General features: G+C 32.0%; 18 protein-coding genes and 1 pseudogene. 2 read left to right on the top strand and 17 right to left on the bottom strand.

The window, feature by feature from the left end:
• Positions 1 to 100 precede the first annotated feature (100 nt).
• The 10 genes and pseudogenes from BMX60_RS01950 to BMX60_RS11975 all read right to left on the bottom strand — a co-directional run bounded on the left by BMX60_RS01950 (position 101) and on the right by BMX60_RS11975 (position 13,183).
• Positions 101 to 855: pseudogene (locus BMX60_RS01950) on the bottom strand (DUF6904 family protein).
• An 84-nt stretch (positions 856 to 939) separates the two neighbouring features.
• Positions 940 to 1,650: a hypothetical protein gene (locus tag BMX60_RS01945; RefSeq protein ID WP_091348527.1), complete on the bottom strand. Its 711-nt coding sequence runs from the start codon at positions 1,648 to 1,650 to the stop codon at positions 940 to 942.
• An 85-nt stretch (positions 1,651 to 1,735) separates the two neighbouring features.
• Complete coding sequence (locus BMX60_RS01940; RefSeq protein ID WP_091348525.1) at positions 1,736 to 2,140, bottom strand: hypothetical protein; 405 nt, start codon at positions 2,138 to 2,140, stop codon at positions 1,736 to 1,738.
• Complete coding sequence (locus BMX60_RS01935; RefSeq protein ID WP_091348522.1) at positions 2,106 to 2,561, bottom strand: hypothetical protein; 456 nt, start codon at positions 2,559 to 2,561, stop codon at positions 2,106 to 2,108. Before BMX60_RS01935 ends, BMX60_RS01940 begins: the two co-directional genes overlap by 35 nt.
• Before the next feature lie 44 nt (positions 2,562 to 2,605).
• Entirely contained in the window at positions 2,606 to 7,315 is a 4,710-nt protein-coding gene (locus BMX60_RS01930) for a DEAD/DEAH box helicase (protein WP_177159654.1), read from the bottom strand.
• A gap of 12 nt (positions 7,316 to 7,327) precedes the next feature.
• Positions 7,328 to 10,396 (bottom strand): DNA-directed RNA polymerase subunit alpha C-terminal domain-containing protein, encoded by a 3,069-nt coding sequence (locus BMX60_RS01925; protein ID WP_091348517.1) that lies wholly within the window; start codon positions 10,394 to 10,396, stop codon positions 7,328 to 7,330.
• A 168-nt stretch (positions 10,397 to 10,564) separates the two neighbouring features.
• Complete coding sequence (locus BMX60_RS01920; RefSeq protein ID WP_091348515.1) at positions 10,565 to 11,566, bottom strand: type II TA system antitoxin MqsA family protein; 1,002 nt, start codon at positions 11,564 to 11,566, stop codon at positions 10,565 to 10,567.
• A 31-nt stretch (positions 11,567 to 11,597) separates the two neighbouring features.
• Positions 11,598 to 12,008 carry a hypothetical protein gene (locus tag BMX60_RS01915; RefSeq protein WP_091348512.1) on the bottom strand — a complete coding sequence of 137 codons (411 nt, stop codon included), beginning with the start codon at positions 12,006 to 12,008 and terminating at the stop codon, positions 11,598 to 11,600.
• A gap of 175 nt (positions 12,009 to 12,183) precedes the next feature.
• Positions 12,184 to 12,894 carry a purine-nucleoside phosphorylase gene (gene deoD / locus BMX60_RS01910; protein WP_091348585.1) on the bottom strand — a complete coding sequence of 237 codons (711 nt, stop codon included), beginning with the start codon at positions 12,892 to 12,894 and terminating at the stop codon, positions 12,184 to 12,186.
• A 130-nt stretch (positions 12,895 to 13,024) separates the two neighbouring features.
• Positions 13,025 to 13,183, bottom strand: a complete 159-nt coding sequence (locus BMX60_RS11975; protein ID WP_177159652.1) for a hypothetical protein — start codon at positions 13,181 to 13,183, stop codon at positions 13,025 to 13,027.
• A 92-nt stretch (positions 13,184 to 13,275) separates the two neighbouring features.
• Between BMX60_RS11975 and BMX60_RS01905 the strand changes: the two genes are divergently transcribed.
• Together BMX60_RS01905 and BMX60_RS01900 are read left to right on the top strand one after the other, a co-directional pair.
• Positions 13,276 to 14,409 (top strand): SPFH domain-containing protein, encoded by a 1,134-nt coding sequence (locus BMX60_RS01905; RefSeq protein WP_091348511.1) that lies wholly within the window; start codon positions 13,276 to 13,278, stop codon positions 14,407 to 14,409.
• Positions 14,410 to 14,429: 20 nt separating this feature from the next.
• Complete coding sequence (locus BMX60_RS01900; protein WP_091348508.1) at positions 14,430 to 15,521, top strand: TFIIB-type zinc ribbon-containing protein; 1,092 nt, start codon at positions 14,430 to 14,432, stop codon at positions 15,519 to 15,521.
• A gap of 50 nt (positions 15,522 to 15,571) precedes the next feature.
• Here the strand turns inward: BMX60_RS01900 and BMX60_RS01895 are convergent, their stop codons facing one another.
• From BMX60_RS01895 to pflA, 7 genes are all read right to left on the bottom strand, one after another.
• Positions 15,572 to 16,429, bottom strand: coding sequence for a DegV family protein (locus BMX60_RS01895; RefSeq protein ID WP_091348505.1), 858 nt, complete (start codon positions 16,427 to 16,429; stop codon positions 15,572 to 15,574).
• 137 nt (positions 16,430 to 16,566) lie between these two features.
• Positions 16,567 to 17,121, bottom strand: coding sequence for a cell wall hydrolase (locus BMX60_RS11865; RefSeq protein WP_143055889.1), 555 nt, complete (start codon positions 17,119 to 17,121; stop codon positions 16,567 to 16,569).
• Between the two features lie 88 nt (positions 17,122 to 17,209).
• A complete protein-coding gene (locus BMX60_RS01885; RefSeq protein WP_091348503.1) occupies positions 17,210 to 17,752 on the bottom strand; it encodes a hypothetical protein in 543 nt (180 codons plus the stop codon).
• 175 nt (positions 17,753 to 17,927) lie between these two features.
• On the bottom strand, positions 17,928 to 18,344 hold the full coding sequence (locus BMX60_RS01880) for a bis(5'-nucleosyl)-tetraphosphatase (protein WP_091348500.1): 417 nt from the start codon (positions 18,342 to 18,344) through the stop codon (positions 17,928 to 17,930).
• 105 nt (positions 18,345 to 18,449) lie between these two features.
• Positions 18,450 to 19,724 carry a chloride channel protein gene (locus BMX60_RS01875; protein WP_091348499.1) on the bottom strand — a complete coding sequence of 425 codons (1,275 nt, stop codon included), beginning with the start codon at positions 19,722 to 19,724 and terminating at the stop codon, positions 18,450 to 18,452.
• A 66-nt stretch (positions 19,725 to 19,790) separates the two neighbouring features.
• Positions 19,791 to 21,224: a degradosome RNA helicase CshA gene (cshA, locus tag BMX60_RS01870; RefSeq protein WP_091348496.1), complete on the bottom strand. Its 1,434-nt coding sequence runs from the start codon at positions 21,222 to 21,224 to the stop codon at positions 19,791 to 19,793.
• A 149-nt stretch (positions 21,225 to 21,373) separates the two neighbouring features.
• Positions 21,374 to 22,138, bottom strand: coding sequence for a pyruvate formate-lyase-activating protein (gene pflA / locus BMX60_RS01865; protein WP_091348493.1), 765 nt, complete (start codon positions 22,136 to 22,138; stop codon positions 21,374 to 21,376).

The raw sequence follows: 22,138 nt of genomic DNA, 5'->3' as shown, positions 1-22,138 counted from the left end.
CAAAACAATAAGGGTTTCCTGACATTGTCACCTCAGGCATAATAGCCAAGAGAATGATCAATGTCTGGAAACCCTTTTTTTAGTCTTTTACCATTAGTGACTACCACTCTATTTCTTCATAAAAATCAACAGCTAGCCGTAAGTCATTGACATCACAATTTCTCCTTCTAGCTTCTTCCCATAGTTCTAGTTTTAATTCCTTATACTCTTTATCTGGCTGAGAAATACGTTTAGCAAAGGTTGGTATACTTTTTAATCGCTTTTCAGGATTCATTTTAATAATTTTTTATTAAGTATATCGATATATTGGGTTAAATACCCATGGCAAGACACATACCTGTCATTCATTACATTTAATAATCTTCCATAGGCAGTTTCTGAAATTGTTCCTTTCAAACATTCAGCTACTGCTGCCTGCAACATTTTTACCTGGGCAATTGAATTATCCCAACTCACCTTTGGTTCAGCATACAAATTAGTGCTGTATTTTGTTTTTGACTTCTTTTTAGCATAAAGTTCCAGAAAGTCATTTAAGGCAAGCATGATAAATAACATTTCTGGCCATAGTACATTTATCTTTAAGTATATGTTTTTGTCAGGAGCCAATAACTCCATACGCCTTTTTTTGTCTTCATCTAATCCATTGTCTACAAATTCATACCCCAATCCTCCCATAAGTCCGTGGCGTATGTCGTAGCATAATCCTAGTACTCTAATCCGGGCTGAATTATATCCTGCAAATTCATTTTCCTCACCCACGACATTATGTAATGCATTATATAGATTTTCAAAATCTAAAAAGTCTCCATAAATAGCTATTCCTATATTATTCGGAGTGTTTTTTGCAAATATCATTATCATTTCTCCTTTGTTCTTCTTTTTATCTAATCAGTAAAACCTTGTCAATTTAATACTCTATGTGATATTAGAGTTTATGTTCTATTTATTTTTCTTATCATTTAAATTAGTGTAATCTGCTCTAAAATATACTTTATAGTCAGTAACTTCAAAGTTATACTCTTTAAGGAGCTTTATTATCAAATCTCGTATAGAATTTGCACTTAGATTAGTTTCAATATAAATTTTATCACCAATTTTTTTAGGAGCTCTCATTGAGTTATGTGTTAGAGAAAAGATTTTCTTTCTTTTACCGTTCATGTTAGGATAATTCGCAAAGGACAAAAACTTGTTTTCATCGAGATCCATAAAAATTTCACATGTTTTTATTAAAACATCCTTCCATGTGGCAGCTACTATAAATGGATAATCTTTGAGTTTAAAGCCATAAGGTCTTTTATGGGTGAAATTTTCATAAAGAGTATATTCTACATCCTTGTTTGCCCGATATTTTTGATAATTTGCCTTTATCCTAAATTTATTTTCTTCATTTAGTTCATTAGTTTCTAAATTATTCTCTAGTTTAGACGTTGATGTTATTATTTCCCTTTTTTCCTTATTGGCATGGGTGTACTCAGTTGTATTTTTTTGTTTTTGAAGTTCTTCTAAAAAGGATTTATATATCTTTTCTTTATATTCTTCTAATACATCATTTAAAGCTAACATAAATGAATCAAAGGACTCCAGCTTATCTAAATCTATATTAGGTGCTTCTTCTTTAATCTTTTTTAAAAGTTCTTCAAATCCTTTCATATTCCCTCCAACTTTCCAAGGTTTCTATACAATCATTATACATCTAAACAGACAATTTTTTCATCTTATTTCAATACAATCCCCTTTACAAAAGTGTGCGAAGTTGTCCTTCTCTGTTATAACCAAGGGTTTTGCCTTTGAGATAATGAAGCAATATTTTTTTATCAATCATATTAACAACACTTTCTTTTTCAATAAAGGAATACAACTGATTCCAAGTCAATCTACAGTAATCACTTCTATAACAGAAATCATTTACCCGTTTTTCTAGATCATCATTTAAACCATCCCTTGTGATGGATACTATAAATAATCGTCTATTATTGTGAAATTCCTTTAATTTTTCCCCTAACAAGAAATATCGCATCAATTCATAACCTATTCCATTTCGGTCAACGACATCTGTTAGACTTTTTTTGAAGATACCTTTATGATTATTATAATAAGTGGGAATTTTAGAGGGAGCTGGTGTTATCAGGCTCAGAGCCATAGGAAGGATTTTCTCCAAGGTTTTCCCGAGCTTTTGACAACTTTTCCCATATATCCATTATTTCTATATCTACAGACCAGTAAACTATTTTTTCTAAAGCCCCTAACCTTGCTATCATTGTAATACCACTTTTATCTAAATACTCCTCTAAAAATTTATTCAACAGTCCATTTCTTTCTAAATATCTAAATACATTCCATACTAAGGAATCCTCATCTCTTTCTCTACCCATTCTACTCCAGGTCCGCTTCCCTTTTTGGGAGATCTGAATAGCTTTTTCTTTGTCTTCTGGCCATAGCAATGATGTAGTCGGTTCTTGATATTCGAAAGTCGAAGGGGAGATATAAATTTGGTGTTTAGGGCAAAGGTAATCGGACAGACTTCCTTTACTTTTGTCAAGGTTTAATCCTTTTGCTGTCATTTGCGGTGCAACAAAATCACAACCAATAACTGGGCAGGGAACAACTACTCCAACAATCCTTTCAAAAAATCAATGACATAGCTTCTTTTTAATATGTCATGATTTTTTTGGTTGTAATAGTTTCTTAGGCAGGCATAGCATGATGAATCTTTTTTCTCACCACCACAGTTGCATAGTTCCATAAGTTTTAACGTTTGCTGGAAAATACCTTCTAGGACTTCTTTTTGATTGATTCTAGCTACGTGACCTGCTCCTCCCGGTGTTTTATCATAAAGTATTAATTCAATATTGCTTTTCTTATTGTATTCATTTAGATAATAACTTAAGGTTCCGTAGATATCCTTTTCTTCTATATTTAGGTAATTACATACTCCCCTTAAAATACCATATAACAATGACAATCCTTCTTCCTGTTTTACTAGCTCATAATTCAAAAATCTAAGTTTTACAACATCTGTCTCGAATCTATATCCTAATGCATATTTCTTTAACTTATCATTGCTACAATTATGTCCTGTAGGTTTTTTGTGTTTAATTTTAGGTTTTATTTTCTTAGGTTCCCAGTCATCTAATAGAGTGTAGCCACATTCTTCACAGACGAAAAAATCAGATCTATTTAGAACAGCTAATTCATCATGTTGACTGAAATACAAACTTACCTCGCCATTACCAATTTTATAATTCTTTACTTCAATATCGGTTTTATATCCTACATAAACTATTTCTCCCCTATAACTCATTTCAGGTTTTTTAAGTCCAGGTTTTTTTATTTTATCTCCATCTGCTTCAAATCCAAACTGGGGTATTAAAAATACTTCTTTTCTAGATTGGTCTAAATTTTTTCCACATTGTTTACATTCCTTTAGATTAGACTTCTTTTCTTCAGTATTTTCTATATGCTGATCGATATTTAAAGTATTACATTCACATGTAATAAAGTCATATTGCTTCCAACTTAATGAAGGAATTTTTTTGATATATCTACTTGTAATTAATTTACCATTGGCTATTACTTGCGAATCAGGGGCATATTCCGATATGGCCATCGCTAAATCCCGTTGCAATTGAAGACCTAGTTTTAAGTTATTGTTTTTATCTAATATAAAAAGTTCAACGGTATCAACGGGAAAACCGTATTTTGGCAATACATTTTTCCTAGATAAAAAACTCAATATATCTTCTCTTTTATATGCCCTTATTCTTTCTGTTAAATAATCTGATTTTTTCCCCTCTCTAAAAGCATATTCCCGGGCTTCTACAAGGACAGATACTTCGTATTCATACTCTTTAACTGCCTTTGTAAAAACTCCTTCCTCACCTTCTTCTTCATTTATTAAACTTTTTACCCAACCATAATTTTTAATATCAAACTTTTCAACTAAAACCTTTGGTAAAAATGACTCTAAAAATTTTGCTAAATCATTAGGCTTTGTTTTTAGATAAATTTTTAATAAATCATACCCCGATTGATATCCATCTAATTTTTCAATCATCTGGGAAACTGATGCAAAATATTGCTGATATTTTTTCCAGAAGAAAGACAATGCCGATGCATAGAGATGTCTTATCGCTATTTTTTCATTTTCTATTTTAAATTTCGGTGGATCAATTCTTCCCCTAATCATTTCTTCTGGTTTATTAAAGAAATAAAAGTCATGGGAACTTCTATTACAGAAAGTTACCGAATAAGCTGCTGCTTGTTTACTCCTACCTGCACGACCTGCCCTTTGGGCATAGTTTGCCGGTGAAGGAGGCATATTCCTCATAAATACCGTTTCTAAAGTTCCTACATCTACACCCATTTCAAAGGTAGTTGAACAACTTAGTACATCTATCTCTTTATTTTTAAATTTTCGCTGATATTCATATGCCATTTCTTTATTAAGTTGTGCAGTATGTTCTACTACCCTTAGTTCCCTTATATCTAATTCTTGAAAAATTCTGTAATAATGATTGTCTGCAAAAATCTCTTTTAAATTAACTTCTTTTAATTCCCCATCACATCTATATGTAGGACAAACTCCATGGACATTATGCATAGTCACTTTTTTACATTTTGAGCAAATATGCCACTGTCCTCCCGCTGTAATTACCAATTTACTTGTATCAACTTTATATTTTCCATCAATACATTTCAATATATTTAATTTATTTAAATTATCCCATATGGAAGTTAAAATTTTTACAATTGTTTCCCTCGGTAAATCATATCCCCCTTTTTTCATAACCCTGTATATATAATCTAATCTTCTATTACTATAACTTTCGCTAGAAGGAATAAAGGAATTAACATACTTTTTCGGATTTGAATCAGAATAAGTATATGAATGTTCTATCCCATTGTAAACAAAAAACTCTATATCATCTTTATTTAGGTTTTCCGCGTAATGTAATGCTCCGTTTCCTATCATTCCAAATATAAGGACATTGATGATATTTTGTACATCCCTCTTGCTTAAATTAAATCTTGGATTTTCATTTATTCCATCATCTGCTATAGAAATACCCATTAAGCCTAGTCCATAAAGGGAATAGTTGTTTCTGCTTTCTACTAGTTCCTTCAATGCTGCCTTCCATGCTTCTTTTTTTAATGAATCTTCAGTTCTATCACCTATTTTCTTATTAACGAACTGAGCAGTTAAGTCATATACAAAGTCGTCAAATGCTTTACCCCTTATGGAATACTCTTCATCTTTCAATGTTTCAGTAATTAATCTTTTGTATAAAATATTACGATAGGTTTGATCTAAATAACATGCATAAAAGGCTGCTGCTTGTCTACTATCGGAAAAGGCTATAAACTGTTTTGCTATATTTTTTAGCGTTTCCTTTTCATAATCTAATGTAATACTAAATCCTGTATCATCATCAATTTTAGTTACTTCTTTTTTAACCTCATATCCTGGTAATTCTTCAAATAAAGATGTCCCTATTACACTAGTTACCGCTTCCTGCCCTGTAAAGAATAGCCTTAAAATCCCTGCATTATTTGTGTTTTCACAGCTTAAGCATTTTGTCAGATTTTGATTTTGTTTTTCTTTTTTTCTTTTACTTTTTTTAGCTTTTAGTACTTTTACAAAATACCTTTTATCATGACCACATCTCTTTTTAAGTTCTAATTCTGGTTCACATATAAAGCCACATCTTCCACATAATTCTAGTTCTTGTACATCGATATTATTTTCTGATAATAAATTTTCTTCATCAGTATCATAATAGCTGTCACCTAATAAATATGCTTCCCTTATATTTTCTTCATCTACATAGCTTATTTGTTTTAAATAATTATCCTCTTCTTTGCCTATTAAATAAATACTATGACAAGAAGAACATGTTGCAATTTCAAAGACCTTATATTCTTCTCCATTGTCTTCAAAATGTTCTTCTTTTCTAGTCAAAAACAATTTACTACTAGGACTTAATGTTATAAAGGCTCCATCTGTTGCCTTTAAAAACATATGATAACGGGCATTAAACAGGGAAACACCATTTTTTTCACCTATTGATGCAACGGTAACAAAATTTTCAACTTCCTTTTCTTCCCAACCCATGGCTTTTGCTAAACTTTTAACTGTTAATACCTTTTGTAAATTTCTCCTTATCTCCCAATAATTATTATCATGTAATACAACATCATAAATCACTTCTTCTTTTTTCCCAGAAAAAGAATTCCCAGTTAATTTATTGATCTCTTGGATTATTTTATCTTCCGGTTCATTTTTATTTATCATCCCAGCGACTTTGTTGTAAAAATCTACTGGTAAAGTTGTCCTTTCTTTGAAGGTTTCTAAATTTTCCCTCTCTGCCCTTATTATATCTTTTTCTTCAAAGACACTATCACATAATTTCTCTGCAAATGCCGCTACATCTTTGTTATCTTTTTCTTCCCCTAATGTTGCACTTGTTAAAATATATCTTAAGTCTTCCTTTCTTAATTTTGCCTTTAAACGCCTTAGTAACATAGCTACCTCTATTCCAGTAGCACCATTGTAAACATGGGCCTCATCTAACACAATAAACTTCCAATTATGGGAAAAGGGACCATCAAAAAACACATTATCATTAGGTCTAATCATTAAATATTCAAGCATTGCATAGTTAGTTATTAGAATGTGGGGAGGGTTTTCCTTTATTTCCTCCCTTGATATCAATTCATTGCTTTTAGGCAAATTATTGTTGTTCAACCTTTTATATTCTGCTAAAGCTTCTTGCTTTTTTTCTTTTGTTTGCCCTGTATAACTACCGTAAGTAATCTCCGGGTAATCTGCTAAAAGTTCCCTTAACCTTTCTATTTGATCATTGGCTAAGGCGTTCATTGGATAAATTAACAAAGCACGAACCCCTGGATTTAATTTACCCTTTTCATGTTGACGTATTAGATGATTTAAGATGGGAATTAGAAATGTTTCAGTTTTACCAGAACCAGTTCCAGTAGAAACAACTAAGTTTCTATTACCTTCAATTAATCTTATTCCTTTTTCTTGATGTTTATATAAAGGTCTAGAATGGGGTAATTTAATTTTGGTAAAGCCTTTTGCTAAAAGCCCTTCTTCAATTAAATCTAAGATACTTTTCCCTTTTTGAAAAGAATCTGTAACATCTAAATAAGGCCCTTTAGCGAAATAATTTTCTTCTTTTAACATTTTTCTTAAATGCTTTGAATAATTTTGATCCTTTATCTCAAAGATAGTGTTTAAATACCTTATATATTTTTCTGTTAAAGTTTTTGATGTTTCAACCGGTGAAAAACCCATCATTATCCCCCTTTAATCTATTTTTATCCCTAAAGAATATAACTGATATTCTATTTCTTTTAACATCTTTTTGTTAAGACCTTGTACCTTGGCTAATCTTTTTTTACCACCATCTACGATATCCCTTATTGTAGTAATTTCAGATTTCTTTAAGGCATTACAAATGAAATTACTTAATCCTGTTGCACATATTGGTGTATCTAATAGATCTTTTTCCTTAGTTTTTTCCACTTCAACAACTAATTTCTCTTCCTTTATAGGAGTAACCTTATTAGATGCTAAATTTTGCCTTTCAATTATATATTCAACCATATATAAATATTCATCGGGGTATAGGCATTCATACCTTCTATAGCTCTCACCACTTTTAAGCCCTTTTTCTTCATCTTTAATAATAATTTGACGTTTTTTATCATATAAAAACTCTAAATAATCTTGTCCATCAAAAAATGTAAGGGAAATAAATTGCAGCTTGTCCAAATCATTAATTTGTACCTTTACCTCTGCTAGGTATTTTATTCCATATTTTGTTTCAACAGTTAGTCGACCTTTATAATTATTTTTATCAATCTGTTTTAAATCAGAAATATAATATTTGCAATTAAGTTCCATTTTAAATGATATATCTTCATCCCTTTTAATATGCTTAATTAACATTTTATTACCTTCTAAATTATTGGGATTTATTATTTTGTGTTCAAATTCTCCTATCTTATAGTAAAAAGTACTACTAAAACCTGTATCATCAATCTCATCTTCATAGATAATTATTTTGTATAACCCACTATTCAAGGACTGTTTTATAACAAATTTACCTTGGTTTATAGGTATTTTTTCCACTATTTTTTCTTTAGTATCCATTAGTACTAAATCTGCACAATAATTAGCTTTTCCTATTATATTTAACTCACATACTAATTCTTCATTTTCATAATCCCATTTTAAGATATGGGATTCAACAACACTACAGGTGATAATTTTTAAAAATTCTAAAGGCTTTTGGGAAAAGTCAATATAAATTCTTCGAAAATCCTTTTCTCTGCTAAGCCAAGATTTAAAGCGGGTTATATCACATTCAAAATACCCCTTTGTTTTGGATTTACTAAATGTTAAATACTGATACTGATTACTAAAATCTAAATGTTCATCGATAAATATTTTTAATTTATTCTCTGGATATTTAAAATAGATAATATTAGGTACATCTCCATGCCAAATGGCATCGGGCTTCTCTACATTCCATTTTCCTGAAGGAAATTTCCATTTTAAACAAGGAATTTCAAAGTAAATCGGGATATCATAGTCTTGCCCTTTATATGTAAAGGGGAGATATTCTAATTCTGGTTCAATGATAAAGTTGAAAGAATTTTCATCATTATTTTTTTCAAGATTTTTATTTGCCGGTTTAATATTCAATTCCTCATTAAACTTAATTTTTCCTTTAGATTGAAATATATATGGTGCATCTTCAAATTGATAGTTAATTCCATTTATAAGCAAAAACTGCCAAAGACGATTAGTGCGATCATTGGGTACATCAACATAAACGGTATATATACCATCATTAGTACAACCATAATCACCTAAATTTATTAGATATCCCTGTTCTCCCTTTGCATTTCCCAGTTCTATCTTTATTGTCTTTTCATCAAATAATCGATATCTTACCCCATTTATTTCAATCATCGTTCCAACTGACCTTTGGGGCAATATCTTTAGGAATAATCTAGGTGGTTCTTTATAAATTTTTATAGATGAACCATTGTATTTTCCATAACAGCCATCCAAAACCTTCCTCTCAAGTAAACCTTCTTTAAGCTTTCTACCAATTGAAATCGGTCTGCCGTCGGGAAGTCTAACTACATCACCAATTTCAAATTCAAAATATGATCTTATTAAATTATCTATTACTTCACTATCAAGTAAGGCATCGGATATTGGTATATCATTTTTTCTTGTAAATCCATAAACTTCCCCTTTGGGCAGATTATTACTTAAGTCTAAAAAGTCACCATCTTTATCATAAAATCTAATACAATCAGCCTTAATTTTAAATAATTTTAACCTCATTTCTTTACAATATAGTTCAATTATAAATTCATCAAAGATATTTTCCCTTTCAACTTCAATCTCTACCTCTTTTGTTTTATATCCTGTAATCGCTTCCTGTAAATGGCTTTTTATTTCTTTAACTTTATCAGAATATTTTATATGCCAAAGAATTTCTTTTTCTTCAAAATCCAACCTAATAAGCTGGGTGGGTAAAACCAATTTAAAAGAAGTATTTTTAAAATCACATTTGAAATAGGGAGATGAAAAAGCTTTTTTCCCTTTAGTTTTGTTTGAGTTACTATGGTATATGTTATATTGTTGATTAAACTCGTCTGATATCTCTAGCCATTGATTAAACAAAATAGATAAACGACTTGTTGGGTTTTCCGGAGTAACTCCATCCCAAAAGGCTCTATCAATAAGATTTAAGAGTCTTCTTATTCTTATTTTACCTCCACGGGTGTTAACTTTTATGGCATTTGCCGTTTGCTTTACTAATAAATAAGTTCTGCTAGTATTGTCATTTTTCTTTATTACTTCAATCAAATTATTCATCATTTCCCTATTATTTCGGGATAAGTCCCTTTCTAAATCATTGTTATAATACTTAAAAAAGAAATCAAACATTGCATTGGCATAATAATCTGATACGAAGCCATGTAGCAATATGTTATTAACCCTATCACTTTTGTTTAAAAAATCTTTATTATTAATATAAAGAACTTTATAAAATGCTTCACCTATCCGCCTTTGTCCTTCTACCGTTATTTTTTTTACTCCTAATAACTTTGTAAGATGTGACCAAAAATTTCCGTCATAGTATCTTATTCCAACTTGAACAAGGGCTACTGCAAATACAGGATCATTGCCAATCTCTACATTGCTATAAATTAAAGCTTTACATTTATCTTTTAAATAATCCAGCAAAATCTCATATTCTGAATCTCGAATTATAATGTCTCCAATTAACTTTTTCTTTGGAAATTCTTTTAATATCCTTTTCTTCAACCTCTTAAAAGCTATCCCCATTTTAAACACTCCCCCAAATTTTAAAATAATTTATTATTGAACTAAATATTATAATAATTATAACATATTTTGTTATTTTTTGTATTATTTCGATTATTTTTAGGTAAAAATAAAACCCCCTTATTTAATGTTAAGGGAGTTTTATTTTATCTTTATATTAAAAGCAGATTATCCTTTGATTTGTTCAAAAATATATTTTGAATATACTTCTATATCTCCAGGAGTAAGCATAGAAAATTTTTCTTTCACAGCAATGAAATATTCTCCAAGTAATTCTTTGGGAATTATACGGTTTGAATTAGCATTCACTGGCAAATCACCTCTAGTATGCTTCCATGGCTTCTCCATATGGGTAAACTTTTCTAATATTTTCCCGCTATAGCAGCAAAAGTTTTTAATGACGCTATCTAATATCGCTTTTTCAGAGGTTGTAAAAACAGATTCATCAAAATCTTCAACACTTTCAATAGGGTCAAACCGATAGGATGAGTACCTGTTATACACATCCCTGTAAACAGGTCCATGAATCCATGCCTCACAATCTTCTTCAAAAAGAAAACGTCCTTCAAAAGCATAAAAGAAACCCTGAACATAATATAAAGCCTTTTGTAAAGCTAAAGGAGTTATATCCTCACATTTATATAGCAGATATTGAACAATTAAGTCCAGTTTTGAACCTGTATTATTTTCTTCTCCAAGCAGTTCCTGAACCTTCCGCTTACTTTTTTCATAAGCCTGCGGAGATTTTAAATTCTCCTTATTTTTCTCCAACAATTCTTTATAATATGCAGGGTCATCATAGATCTTTTGAAGAATATCCGAATACTGTTTTGTAGGCATATCACCTTCACAATATCGAGTAAAAGTCATTTCTCCCCAACCTAATAGCAATGATAAGGGACGTTTCCCAATATTATATTTTTGAGGAATTTCTAATATCTTCTCCAGGGAAATAATGCCTTTTTTTTGACGATACATATCATACAAATTCTTTAGATTTTTGTCCTCTATATCTGTTACATAGACTTCACTTCCACATTTAGTACAAACAGCCTTCTTTCCAATATACTCATATTCATCCCCTTTAATCTTACCTTTAATTATTGCAGTTTCTACCATGTATTCAACATCTTTTCTACATTCCTCGCAAAATGTCTTATTTATATACATAAATATACCTCCTTTCAAACTTTCTGATTGATCATCGGAAAAGATAATCAATCGGCTTGTTTCGCTTGTGAAACGATATGACAATCACTCGTTTTCCACTCTCACTATGAATTAGATTAAATTTAGTATAAATATCAACCAGTTCCTTTACACCATCAAAGTTAAATAAAATAACCTTTGGACAGAATACATATAAAACCTCATGCTCAAATCCTATTTTTGTATTTTGCAATGAATGGCAAAAATCTTCTGTTTTAATTTTTAACAAAATATCCTTTAGCCTTCTGCTGTTTAAGTTATATTCATTTATAAAATCTATGTTTTCTTGTCTATTCTCATTTTTTGATATAATAAATCTTTCCTCTCTGATACAATCTTGTACAATTCTTAAAATCTCGTCAATCTGCTCTCTAGTATAATTCTGATTATAATGCCTGTTCATTGCATCACCTCTTTATGATGCAATGATACTATAGTATATGCATGATGTCAATATATATGCATCAATTGAATCATTTTTTTGTTAACAATAGTAAAAAAATAATGTAAAATAATAAAAAAATTAAAAAAGGTCTGTAATCCCTTCTAAAGGTTTTCAGACCTTTTTTATCCCAAAATTACTCTGCCATTTCCAAGGCAATTTTCATCATATTGGTAAATGCATTTTGTCTTTCTTGAGAAGTTGTTTCCTCACCTGTTGCTAAATTGTCAGATACTGTAAGTAAACAAGCTGCATTTTTACCCAATACCTTTGCATTATGGAATAGGGCAAAGGCTTCCATTTCTACTGCTACACATCCATATTTATCACGGATCTCTTTGTATTGTTCAAAGTTTTCTCTGTAAAAGACATCGGAAGAATGTATTCTAGCTACATTAATAGGGATACCTAATTCAGCTGCAATTTTTATAAGCTTTTCATTTAATTCAGGACTTCCTTCTATCACATCCCTTTGGTAACCACCTTGTACTTTGGCATAGGTGGATTCACTCCAAGCCTCTTTTGCTAAAATTACATCATAGAGCTTTAACTCTGGAGTGTATGCTCCACAGGAACCGATTCGAATGATGTTTTCTACACCGTAAAATTTAAAAAGTTCGTAAGAGTAGATACCTATACTAGGCATTCCCATCCCGCTTGCCATAACTGATATTCTTCTTCCTTTATAGGTTCCAGTATAGCCTAAAACATTACGGACACTATTAAACTGTTTTACATCTTCTAAAAAATTGTCTGCAATAAACTTTGCCCTAAGGGGATCCCCAGGCATTAAAACTGTTTTTGCAATCTCTTCCTTGTTTTTTGCTTCAATATGTGGTGTTGGTATCATTTTTAACACTCCTATCCATATTTATTTTTATTATTTAACAAGCATTTACTTAATCCTGCAAACATCCTAAATTAAAGCAGGCTTAGTACATAGTATATCTCCTTTAAGTAGCCATTATAAGGGATAATCACCATCCCCAGCGATGGCCTTTTACTTTCCCTTCATACATCATATTACCATCTTTTTCTTTTTTATTCCAGTTATCCCACTCTTTATTGTACTTTTCCCACTCCTTGTATTTAAACTGTTCTTTAGTTAATTTAGTGGGCTTTTTCTTTTTATCCATTTTCATCACCTTTTTTTAAATTTTGCAGGAAAATTGCCTTCATTGTTAGAATAGAATAGATTAAGAAAAATTTCAAGAAAGAAGGTAGAAAAATGGTGTTTAAGTTTATAAAAAGTCAATTGATTGAAGTAATTGAATGGACCGATGATAGTACAGATACTATAGTTTATCGTTTCCCCGTTAAAGGCAATGAAATTAAAATGGGTGCCCAATTAACAGTAAGGGAATCCCAAACAGCTGTTTTTGTCAATGAAGGACAAATTGCTGATATTTTCGGCCCAGGTAGGTATAAATTATCTACTGAAAATATGCCAGTCCTAACTAAGTTAAAGGCTTGGAAATACGGGTTTAACTCCCCTTTTAAAGCTGAAGTGTATTTCGTAAACACTAAACAGTTCACTAATCAAAAATGGGGCACATCAAATCCTATTATGATGAGGGACCCTGAGTTTGGTATGGTTAGATTTAGAGCCTTTGGAATTTTTTCCTTTAAGGTAGAAGAACCAGCAGTATTTTTAAAAGAAATCTTCGGAACAAACAGGGTCTTTGATACAGAAAGTATAGTTAGTCACTTAAAAAGGTCACTGGTTTCTGGTATCGCCGATTTAATTAGTGAAAGTAAAATCCCCGTCCTAGACCTGGCTATGCATTATAACGAGTTAGGGGAAGCTGCCACAGAAGCTTTACAACCCCGTTTCTCCCAATTAGGGTTAAAGTTAGTCTCCCTTTTCATAGAAAATATCTCTTTACCTGAAGAAGTTGAAAAAGTCTTAGACAAAAGAACATCTATGGGGGTTATTGGCAATATGCAACAATACACCCAATATCAAACGGCAGAGGCTATCCGGGATGCTGCCCAAAACCAAGGTGGAGGACTGGCAGGAGCTGGTGTTGGATTAGGTGCAGGTGTCGGTATTGGGCAAGTCATGTCCCAAGCTTTCAATCAAAATATGCAATCTACTCCACAACCCCAAGGTAATGAAGTAACTAAAGTACCCTGTCCTAAATGTGGAGCTGATAATTTACCTCAAGCTAAATTTTGTAGTCAATGTGGTACTTCAATGGATATCCAAAAAACAAAGTGTATCCATTGTTCTGTCCCTATTGAAAAAGAAGCTAAGTTCTGTCCCCAGTGTGGTAAACCGCAAAAATTAAATTGTGGTAATTGTGGAATTGAATTAAATCCAGGGGCTAAATTCTGCCCTGAATGTGGTACGAAAATCTAAGATGAAAGGATTATCTCCTTATGGAAGCAATTAAAAAAGATACAGAAAGGTTTACTTGTCCAGGTTGTGGTGCCAATATCAAGTTTAATCCTAAAGAACAGTCAATGACCTGTCCCTATTGTGACACAAAGATTCAAATCCAAGAAGAAATTGGGGAAATAACGGAATATTGTTTTAAATCCTTTTTAGAAAATCCTCCAAAGGAGTGGGATAGAAACCAAAAGGTAATTCATTGTGATAGTTGTGGTGCTGACACAATAATTGAAGCCCATATCCTTTCTAAATCCTGCCCATTTTGTGGTTCATCCCACATCGTTCAAGATAGTATAAAGGCAGGGATACCGCCGGAAACCCTTATTCCCTTTAAAATAGGGAAAAAAGAGGCTGAGGAAAAATTCAGGGTTTGGATTGGAAAAAAGTTTTTCGCCCCTAATACATTAAAAGAACAATATATTTCCCATAAACTTGAAGGCCTTTATTTACCTTTCTGGACCTATGATGCCCAAACCTCTTCTCTATATACCGCCCAAGCCGGTACTTATTATTGGGTAACAGAAACCCACTGGACTACAGTCAATGGCAAAAGACAAAGGGTCACAAGACAGGTGAGAAAAATCCGTTGGCGCCATGTTTCTGGAAGTTTCAGCCAATTCTTTGATGATGTTTTAGTCCTGGGTTCTACCCATGTTAATGAAAAGATAATTAATAAAATAAAACCCTTTAATTTAAGGGAATTAGTGTATTATAAACCGGAATATTTATCTGGATTTATTACAGAAAAGTACAGTGTAGGCCTTAAAGAAGGATGGCAAGCTGCCAAAAGAGAAATCGACCTTACTATCCGCTCCGGAATTATCAGACAAATAAATGCCGATGAAGTTAAGGGATTAAATATTAATACTAATTATAATGATATCAAATTTAAACATCTATTGTTACCGGTTTGGATTTCTGCTTATACTTATAAAGGGAAAAGGTATCAATTTATGATCAACGGCCAAACAGGTAGAATAGATGGTGAGGCTCCAATAAGTCCATGGAAAGTAGCTTTTGCAGTATTAACAGCTATTATGTTCATATTTATAATCATTTCAGTTATTAGGATGTACTAAAATCACAAGCCAGTGTTTTTTTCAACACTGGCTTTTACCTTTACCTTTTATTAAGTTAACTCCTTTTCTGTATAGTAAACAAAGCCAATTGCACCAGGTCCTACGTGTAGACCTATTACTGGACCAATATCGACAATTTGTGGTTTAACATTTAACTTTTCCTCTATAAATTTTGAAAGTTCTATTGCTTCATTAAAACAGTTAATATGATGAACTACAACATCTTTAAGGCCAAAGATAGAGCTATCATGGATCAATTTATCAATCATCGTCATTACTGCCTTCTTTTTTGTCCTAACTTTGTCAAGTATACTTGTTTTTCCTTCCTCTACTGTCAAGATAGGGATAATCTTTAAGAGATTTCCGATTAAAGCAGTGGCTCCTCCAATCCTTCCCCCTTTTTTCAAATACTCAAGATTATCTGGAATAAAGAGGAACCTACTTCTTTTAATATTTCCCTTAATTATATCTACAACTTCTTTAAAGGATTTCCCTTCCTTCGCTGCCTTAGCACCGACCATTGCAGCAAAACCAAGTTGCATACAATTAGATCCAGAATCAATAATTTCTATTTTAGCATCTTTATATTCCTCTAATACCATTTCTTTAACCATCAAAGCTGACTGATATGTACCACTCATTTTAGAAGAAATAAAGACACAAACAAGGCTATCTCCACTTTCTACTACCTTTTTCATTTCTTCAAACATTTCCCCCGTTGAAGGTTGGGAAGATTTTGGTATCCCTTCTTTTTCCATTAGAGGATAAAACTCTTCATTTGTTATTTCCGTCTCTTTTATACTTTTATTTTTAAATACTACATTTAGTGAGATTTTTATAATCCCTAACTCCCGACAGATTTCTTCAGGTAAGTAACTGGTACTATCTGTTAGTATTTTTACCGACATCTTAACAATCCTTTCTAAAAAAATTATAAGGGTAATTTTTATTTATTCTGCCCTAATTAGTTTATTCTATAAAAGTATTAAAAATCCTGCTCCTTTACAAATCTTTCCTAAAAGATAAATTTTTATCTCTATAAATTTTATCTATAAAATGAATGATTTCCTATTTTTTCAACAAAGACTCTCGTATTAGGTATGGTAAAGTCATTAGCTATATCTTTATTTAAAAAGAATAAAGTGTTTTCTGGGACAACTTGATAACCAAGTAAACCTTTATTTACAGCAATTTTAGTTTTCATTGTGACTTCTCTAACCCTTTCTAAAGACCCATCCCAAGTGGGATTAAACTGTCCTGGCTGAAAAACTACTTCTTTAATAGTATCAGGATAACAAGGGGAATTAACTCTGTTAAGAATAACATTGACTACTGCTACTTTGCCTTCAAAGGGCTCTCCGTATGCTTCAGCCATGACAATTTTTTCTAGTAAAGTAATTTCCTCTTTCGTATATCTACCCCAATAAGGATCCCAATTCTGTTTTTCTATTACTTCTTCTTCCCCTGTTTTTTCTAAACCATAACTCAGTCTACTTTGTATAAAATAACTATTATACAATACTATAACTTGAATTAGAATAAAAGTAATTACAACTAAAGAAACATATGTATAAAAAATCCTTTTAGAAACTTTAATCAAAATTAAACACTCCTTTCAAAAAAAATAAAGCCCTAAGGCTCTATTTATTTTATCATCAAGGAATAATTTGTCAAGTTTTGTCGAATAGTTAATCATCTAAAGATACTTTTCCATAACCTTTTTTACCATTTACGGTAACCTCGAAATACAAGGTATTTTTTAATCTCTCAAAAATCTCCCTTTCTTCCTCATTTAATCTATCATAATGCTTCATGATAATACCTGCATCCATAAACAATCTCCTACCTGGGTCTAATTCTATGAATTGATCAAACCAATACGAGCTTATTATAATATTTCTCTCAATTAGTTCCTTAGGAATATAAAAAACTACATTTAGTTCAATAGTTTCATCAGAAATATTTTTTACCTTTGTTGAATAGACAATATTGCAAAATTCTTCATCTACAACTTGTGCTATTGTAGTTTTATTGAATAATAATTTACTTTCAAATATTTCAACTTCCACATAATCTCTATAATCTATTTCGTAATCCCCTTTTTCTAAAATCATAATAATATCATCTATAGTTAAATATTTTTTTTCATTATTTGTCTCTGTCTTGTAAGAACAACCAAATAACGATATCATTAAAATTAAAATCAGAAAACCTTTAATTATTTTTTTCATAATAGTCCCCCTTTTTTATTGATAACCTTATTATACCATAAAAAAAAAAAGCAACATTAAATTCATAAAGTTTGTAATTGAGGAAATTTAATATTATTTTCGTTTTAAATTTCTTAATTATACAATCCTCAGTTAATTTAAGGTGCTATAATAAATAAAGTAAAATAATTAACTCTTAATTCAAACTTCTAATAAATTCCTCCGCTTTTGCTAAAAGCTGTCTAGTATTTTCATAGGTTACAATTTCTAATGCTTTCCGATAATCAACCCAAATACATTGTTCTATTTCTTCTACTTGATTTTTCAATTCACCATCTTCAGCCTCTGCTACAAAGTAAATTACCTTTTTCATTACCCCTTCCATCGGTGAGTACTCTATTTCATAGCGAAAATCCTCATAAAGTTTTGCTATTTTAACACCTGTTTCTTCATAAATTTCCCTGATAGCTGTTTCCCTTTCCGTTTCTCCTTCTTCTACATGACCTTTAGGTAATCCCCAATGTCCTCCATTGCTATGTTTAAGAAGAAGAAATAATATTTCCCCATTAACCCTTTTATAAACCACTGCACCACAGGATTTTTCGTATTTCATTCTCAACTCTCCTAACTTTAACTAATTGTCCCATAAGCTATCTATGATTATCTATAAAAATTATATAACAAACTTCTTAACTTGTTAATAAAAATTAGTTTTTTATTAATGTTTTTCTTCATTTCTATCCAACAACCTTAAAGACTCATTTAACTCATATTCCTCCCCATCGGGGATAGCAAAACCGTAAATTACCCTCCTTCTACCGATGGCATATCCAATAATACTACCTAAAACTGCCGGTACACCAATTTTCAAGCCAACCATCTCAACAATCATCACCGCAGCTGCCACTGGGACATTTGCAATACCTGCTAAACTGGCCCCCATCCCAGCTGTTACTAATGAGGCAATTAAACCTAAGTCTTCAACCCCTAAAACTGTTGCTACAAAATTACCGCCGATGCCTCCGATAAATAAAGCAGGAATAACTAACCCGGCACTTCCTCCAGAATTTACAGTTATTGATGTTGCGATAATTTTACCAACTAATAAAATAACAGCAATTTTCAGGGGAAAGGTGTCGGTGATCATACTTTGGATTATATCTAAGCCTGTCCCTCCAACCTGGGGTAGAAAATATAAAATTCCCCCTACCAAAAAACCTCCAAAAATAGGATGAAATATTTTGTTAGGTATTTTTTTTAAAATATATTCTACTTTAGCAAAAAAATACATAAAAAAGACTGCTAAAAAACCGCTGATTATAGCTGCAATTATAAATAAAGGGACATTTGTCATATTGGGAATATATAGTGGGATTTCAAATAAGGGATTTCCATAACCTAACATAGAAAAAACAACATAGCCCATAGTAGAAGATAATATCGCCGGAAAAATATCGTGATAAGGCAACGAAGATTTATATAAAACTTCGACTACAAAAATCCCTCCCCCTAATGGAGAGCGGAACATCGCTCCGATAGCACCTGCTGCCCCACAGATTGATAATAATCTATGATCCTTTTCAGTAATTTTTATTGCCGATATTTTTCTTAAGATATTATCTAAACTTCCACCGATTACTAACATCGGTCCTTCTACTCCCCCACTACCATTGAATCCTAATGTCACAGCTGTCGCTAAAATTTTACTAAAATAAGTCCTTACTTTAAATTCCCTTTCATCTCCATTAACAGTTAATATGTAATGATCAGTACCAAAACCCTTCGCCCTTTTATCCCAATAATATATTGGTATAAGGATAAAGCCAGCAATAAGGGGTGTTAAATATAGGGGAAATATCCTACTAATATAACTAAAAAAATCGATAGAACGGCGGAGAATAAAGGCTGAAAGTCCACCGCCGATCCCAGATAATGTAGCAATAACCAGCCATTTAAACATATAACCTCCAACCCCTAATATTCCCTTAGGCATCCTAACAACCCTCCTAATTTAACTAGTTTTAGTTATTCTTAAAACAAAAGTGCTGTTACCAGCACTTTAACGTTGTTTTTTACCTTTACTTTTTCCTCTTCCATCCCTTTTTCTTTCTCTAACTTCCCTTCCTTTACCTTTCCCTTTACCACTTTTTTGAATTGCAAAGGCCTTTTTGTTAAAGACCGGTGGTTCAGGGGTTAGCACTACTTCTTCATTGGTAGTTTCTTTAGATAATAGCTTTACAGCTGCAGCTACTAAAGAAAGGGCATCATATTCTTCTAGTAAAGACCTTGCTGATGCCTTGTATTCGTTTAATGCACCATCTTGGATAACCCCTTGCAATTTTTCTACTGCCAAACGTTGTTTTCCTTGAAAAGCTTGGGCATAGGTAGGGATAGGGAGTTTTTGAATTTTGGTTTTTACCATAGATTCAATGTAATGTAAATGGGCAATTTCCCTATATGTTACGAAGGTAAAGGCTTTACCAATATTCCCCGCTCTCCCTGTCCTTCCAATCCTATGAACATAACTATCAGAGTTTTGGGGTAAATCGAAGTTAAAAACATGGGTAACCCCGGTAACATCTAATCCCCTAGCAGCCACATCTGTTGCTACAAGGATTTCAATTTGATTATTTCTAAATTTTTTCATTACTGCATCCCGCTGAGCTTGGCTTAAATCTCCATGGAGCCCTTCTGCTAAATAACCCCTTTTTGTTAAAGCTTCTGATAATTGGTCTACCCTTCTTTTGGTTCTACCGAAGATTATAGCAGAGGTAGTTCCTTCCATATCCAATAAGCGACAGAGGACATCGAACTTTTGATGTTCGTCTAGCTCAATATAATATTGGGAGATTTGGGGAGCTGTAGTCTGTTTAGATACTACAGAAATTCTATAGGGATCTTTGAGAAACTTTTGGGCTAATTTTTCAATAGGTTTAGGCATAGTAGCAGAAAACAATAGTGTTTGTTTATCGGCAGGGGTTTTACTTAAAATAGTTTCAATATCTTCTAAAAAGCCCATATCTAGCATTTCATCGGCTTCATCTAACACAGCTATTTTTAAATTTTCTAATTTTAAAGTCTTTCTATTGATGTGATCAATTACCCTACCTGGTGTTCCAACAATTATTGTAGGCCTTTGTTTTAAAGCCTTTATTTGTCTTCCTATATCTTGACCACCATATACTGGTAAAATTTTATGTTTAACATATTTCCCTAACTTACTTAATTCCTCTGCTACTTGGATAGCCAGCTCCCTAGTAGGACATAGGATTAACCCTTGGATTTCATCACTATCGGGATCTAAGTTATTTAGCATAGGAAGGCCAAAGGCAGCGGTTTTTCCAGTACCAGTTTGAGCTAAACCGATAATATCCCTTCCCTCTAAAACTTTTGGGATAGCTTCCCCTTGTATAGGAGTCGGCTCTTCAAAACCTAACTCTCTAACTGCCTTTAAAATTTTTCGATTCAATGAAAATTCTTCAAATGTTATCAATGCAAAAAACTCCTTTTTCTTAAATATTTTATAATTATTTTTACCTTTTTTGCGAAAAAGTATTATAACTATATTGGTTAACATCTAATTATAACACATTTATCCAGTTTGTCTATCTTTTATTTAAAAAAGAATAGAGGCCATAGCCTCTAAATAACTTTACTGGGAACTTTATGGGGAATATCAAGGTGTTTTGCTAAAAGGTTATTCAAATAAATGAACCCTTCTTCATCCATAGGGGGAATTCCCTCTAAAGGATACTTTATCTTCAATTCTTTATACTTTTTAATACCATAGTTATGATATGGGAGTAATTCACATTTTTCTACATTTGGAATTTTGTTAATAAACTTTGCTAATTGAATGATATTATCCTTTGTATCATTGATTCCCGGTATTACCACATGTCTAATCCACATACTAACACCAGATTCTATCAATATATCGAGAAAATCCAAAGATTCCCTTTGTCTGCCACCGGTTAGCTTAAAATACCCCTTTTCATCTAAAGCCTTGATATCGTAAAGTACTAGATCGGTATACTGTAAAATTTCCCTGTATAACTTCTCATCACCACAGCCATGTCCCGCTGTATCTAAAACTGTATGGATTCCCTCTTCTTTACACCTTTTAAAAAACTCAAGGACAAATTGGGGTTGCAGTAGGGGTTCACCGCCAGATAAGGTGACCCCTCCTTTGTTTTTATAATAAACTTTATATCTCTTAACTATTTTTATCAGTTCCTCTGCCGTCATTTCCTTTCCACCCTTTAATCCCCAGGTATCTGGATTATGACAATAACGGCACCTGAGCTGACATCCTTGTAAAAAGATAACTGTTCTGATACCCGGTCCATCCACTAAACCCATAGTTTCAATTGAATGAACTCTAGCTATATTAGATATATTAGCCAT

This window comes from Anaerobranca gottschalkii DSM 13577 (assembly GCF_900111575.1).
GTDB lineage: Bacteria > Bacillota > Proteinivoracia > Proteinivoracales > Proteinivoracaceae > Anaerobranca > Anaerobranca gottschalkii.
This window is presented reverse-complemented; position numbering and strand designations above follow the sequence as displayed.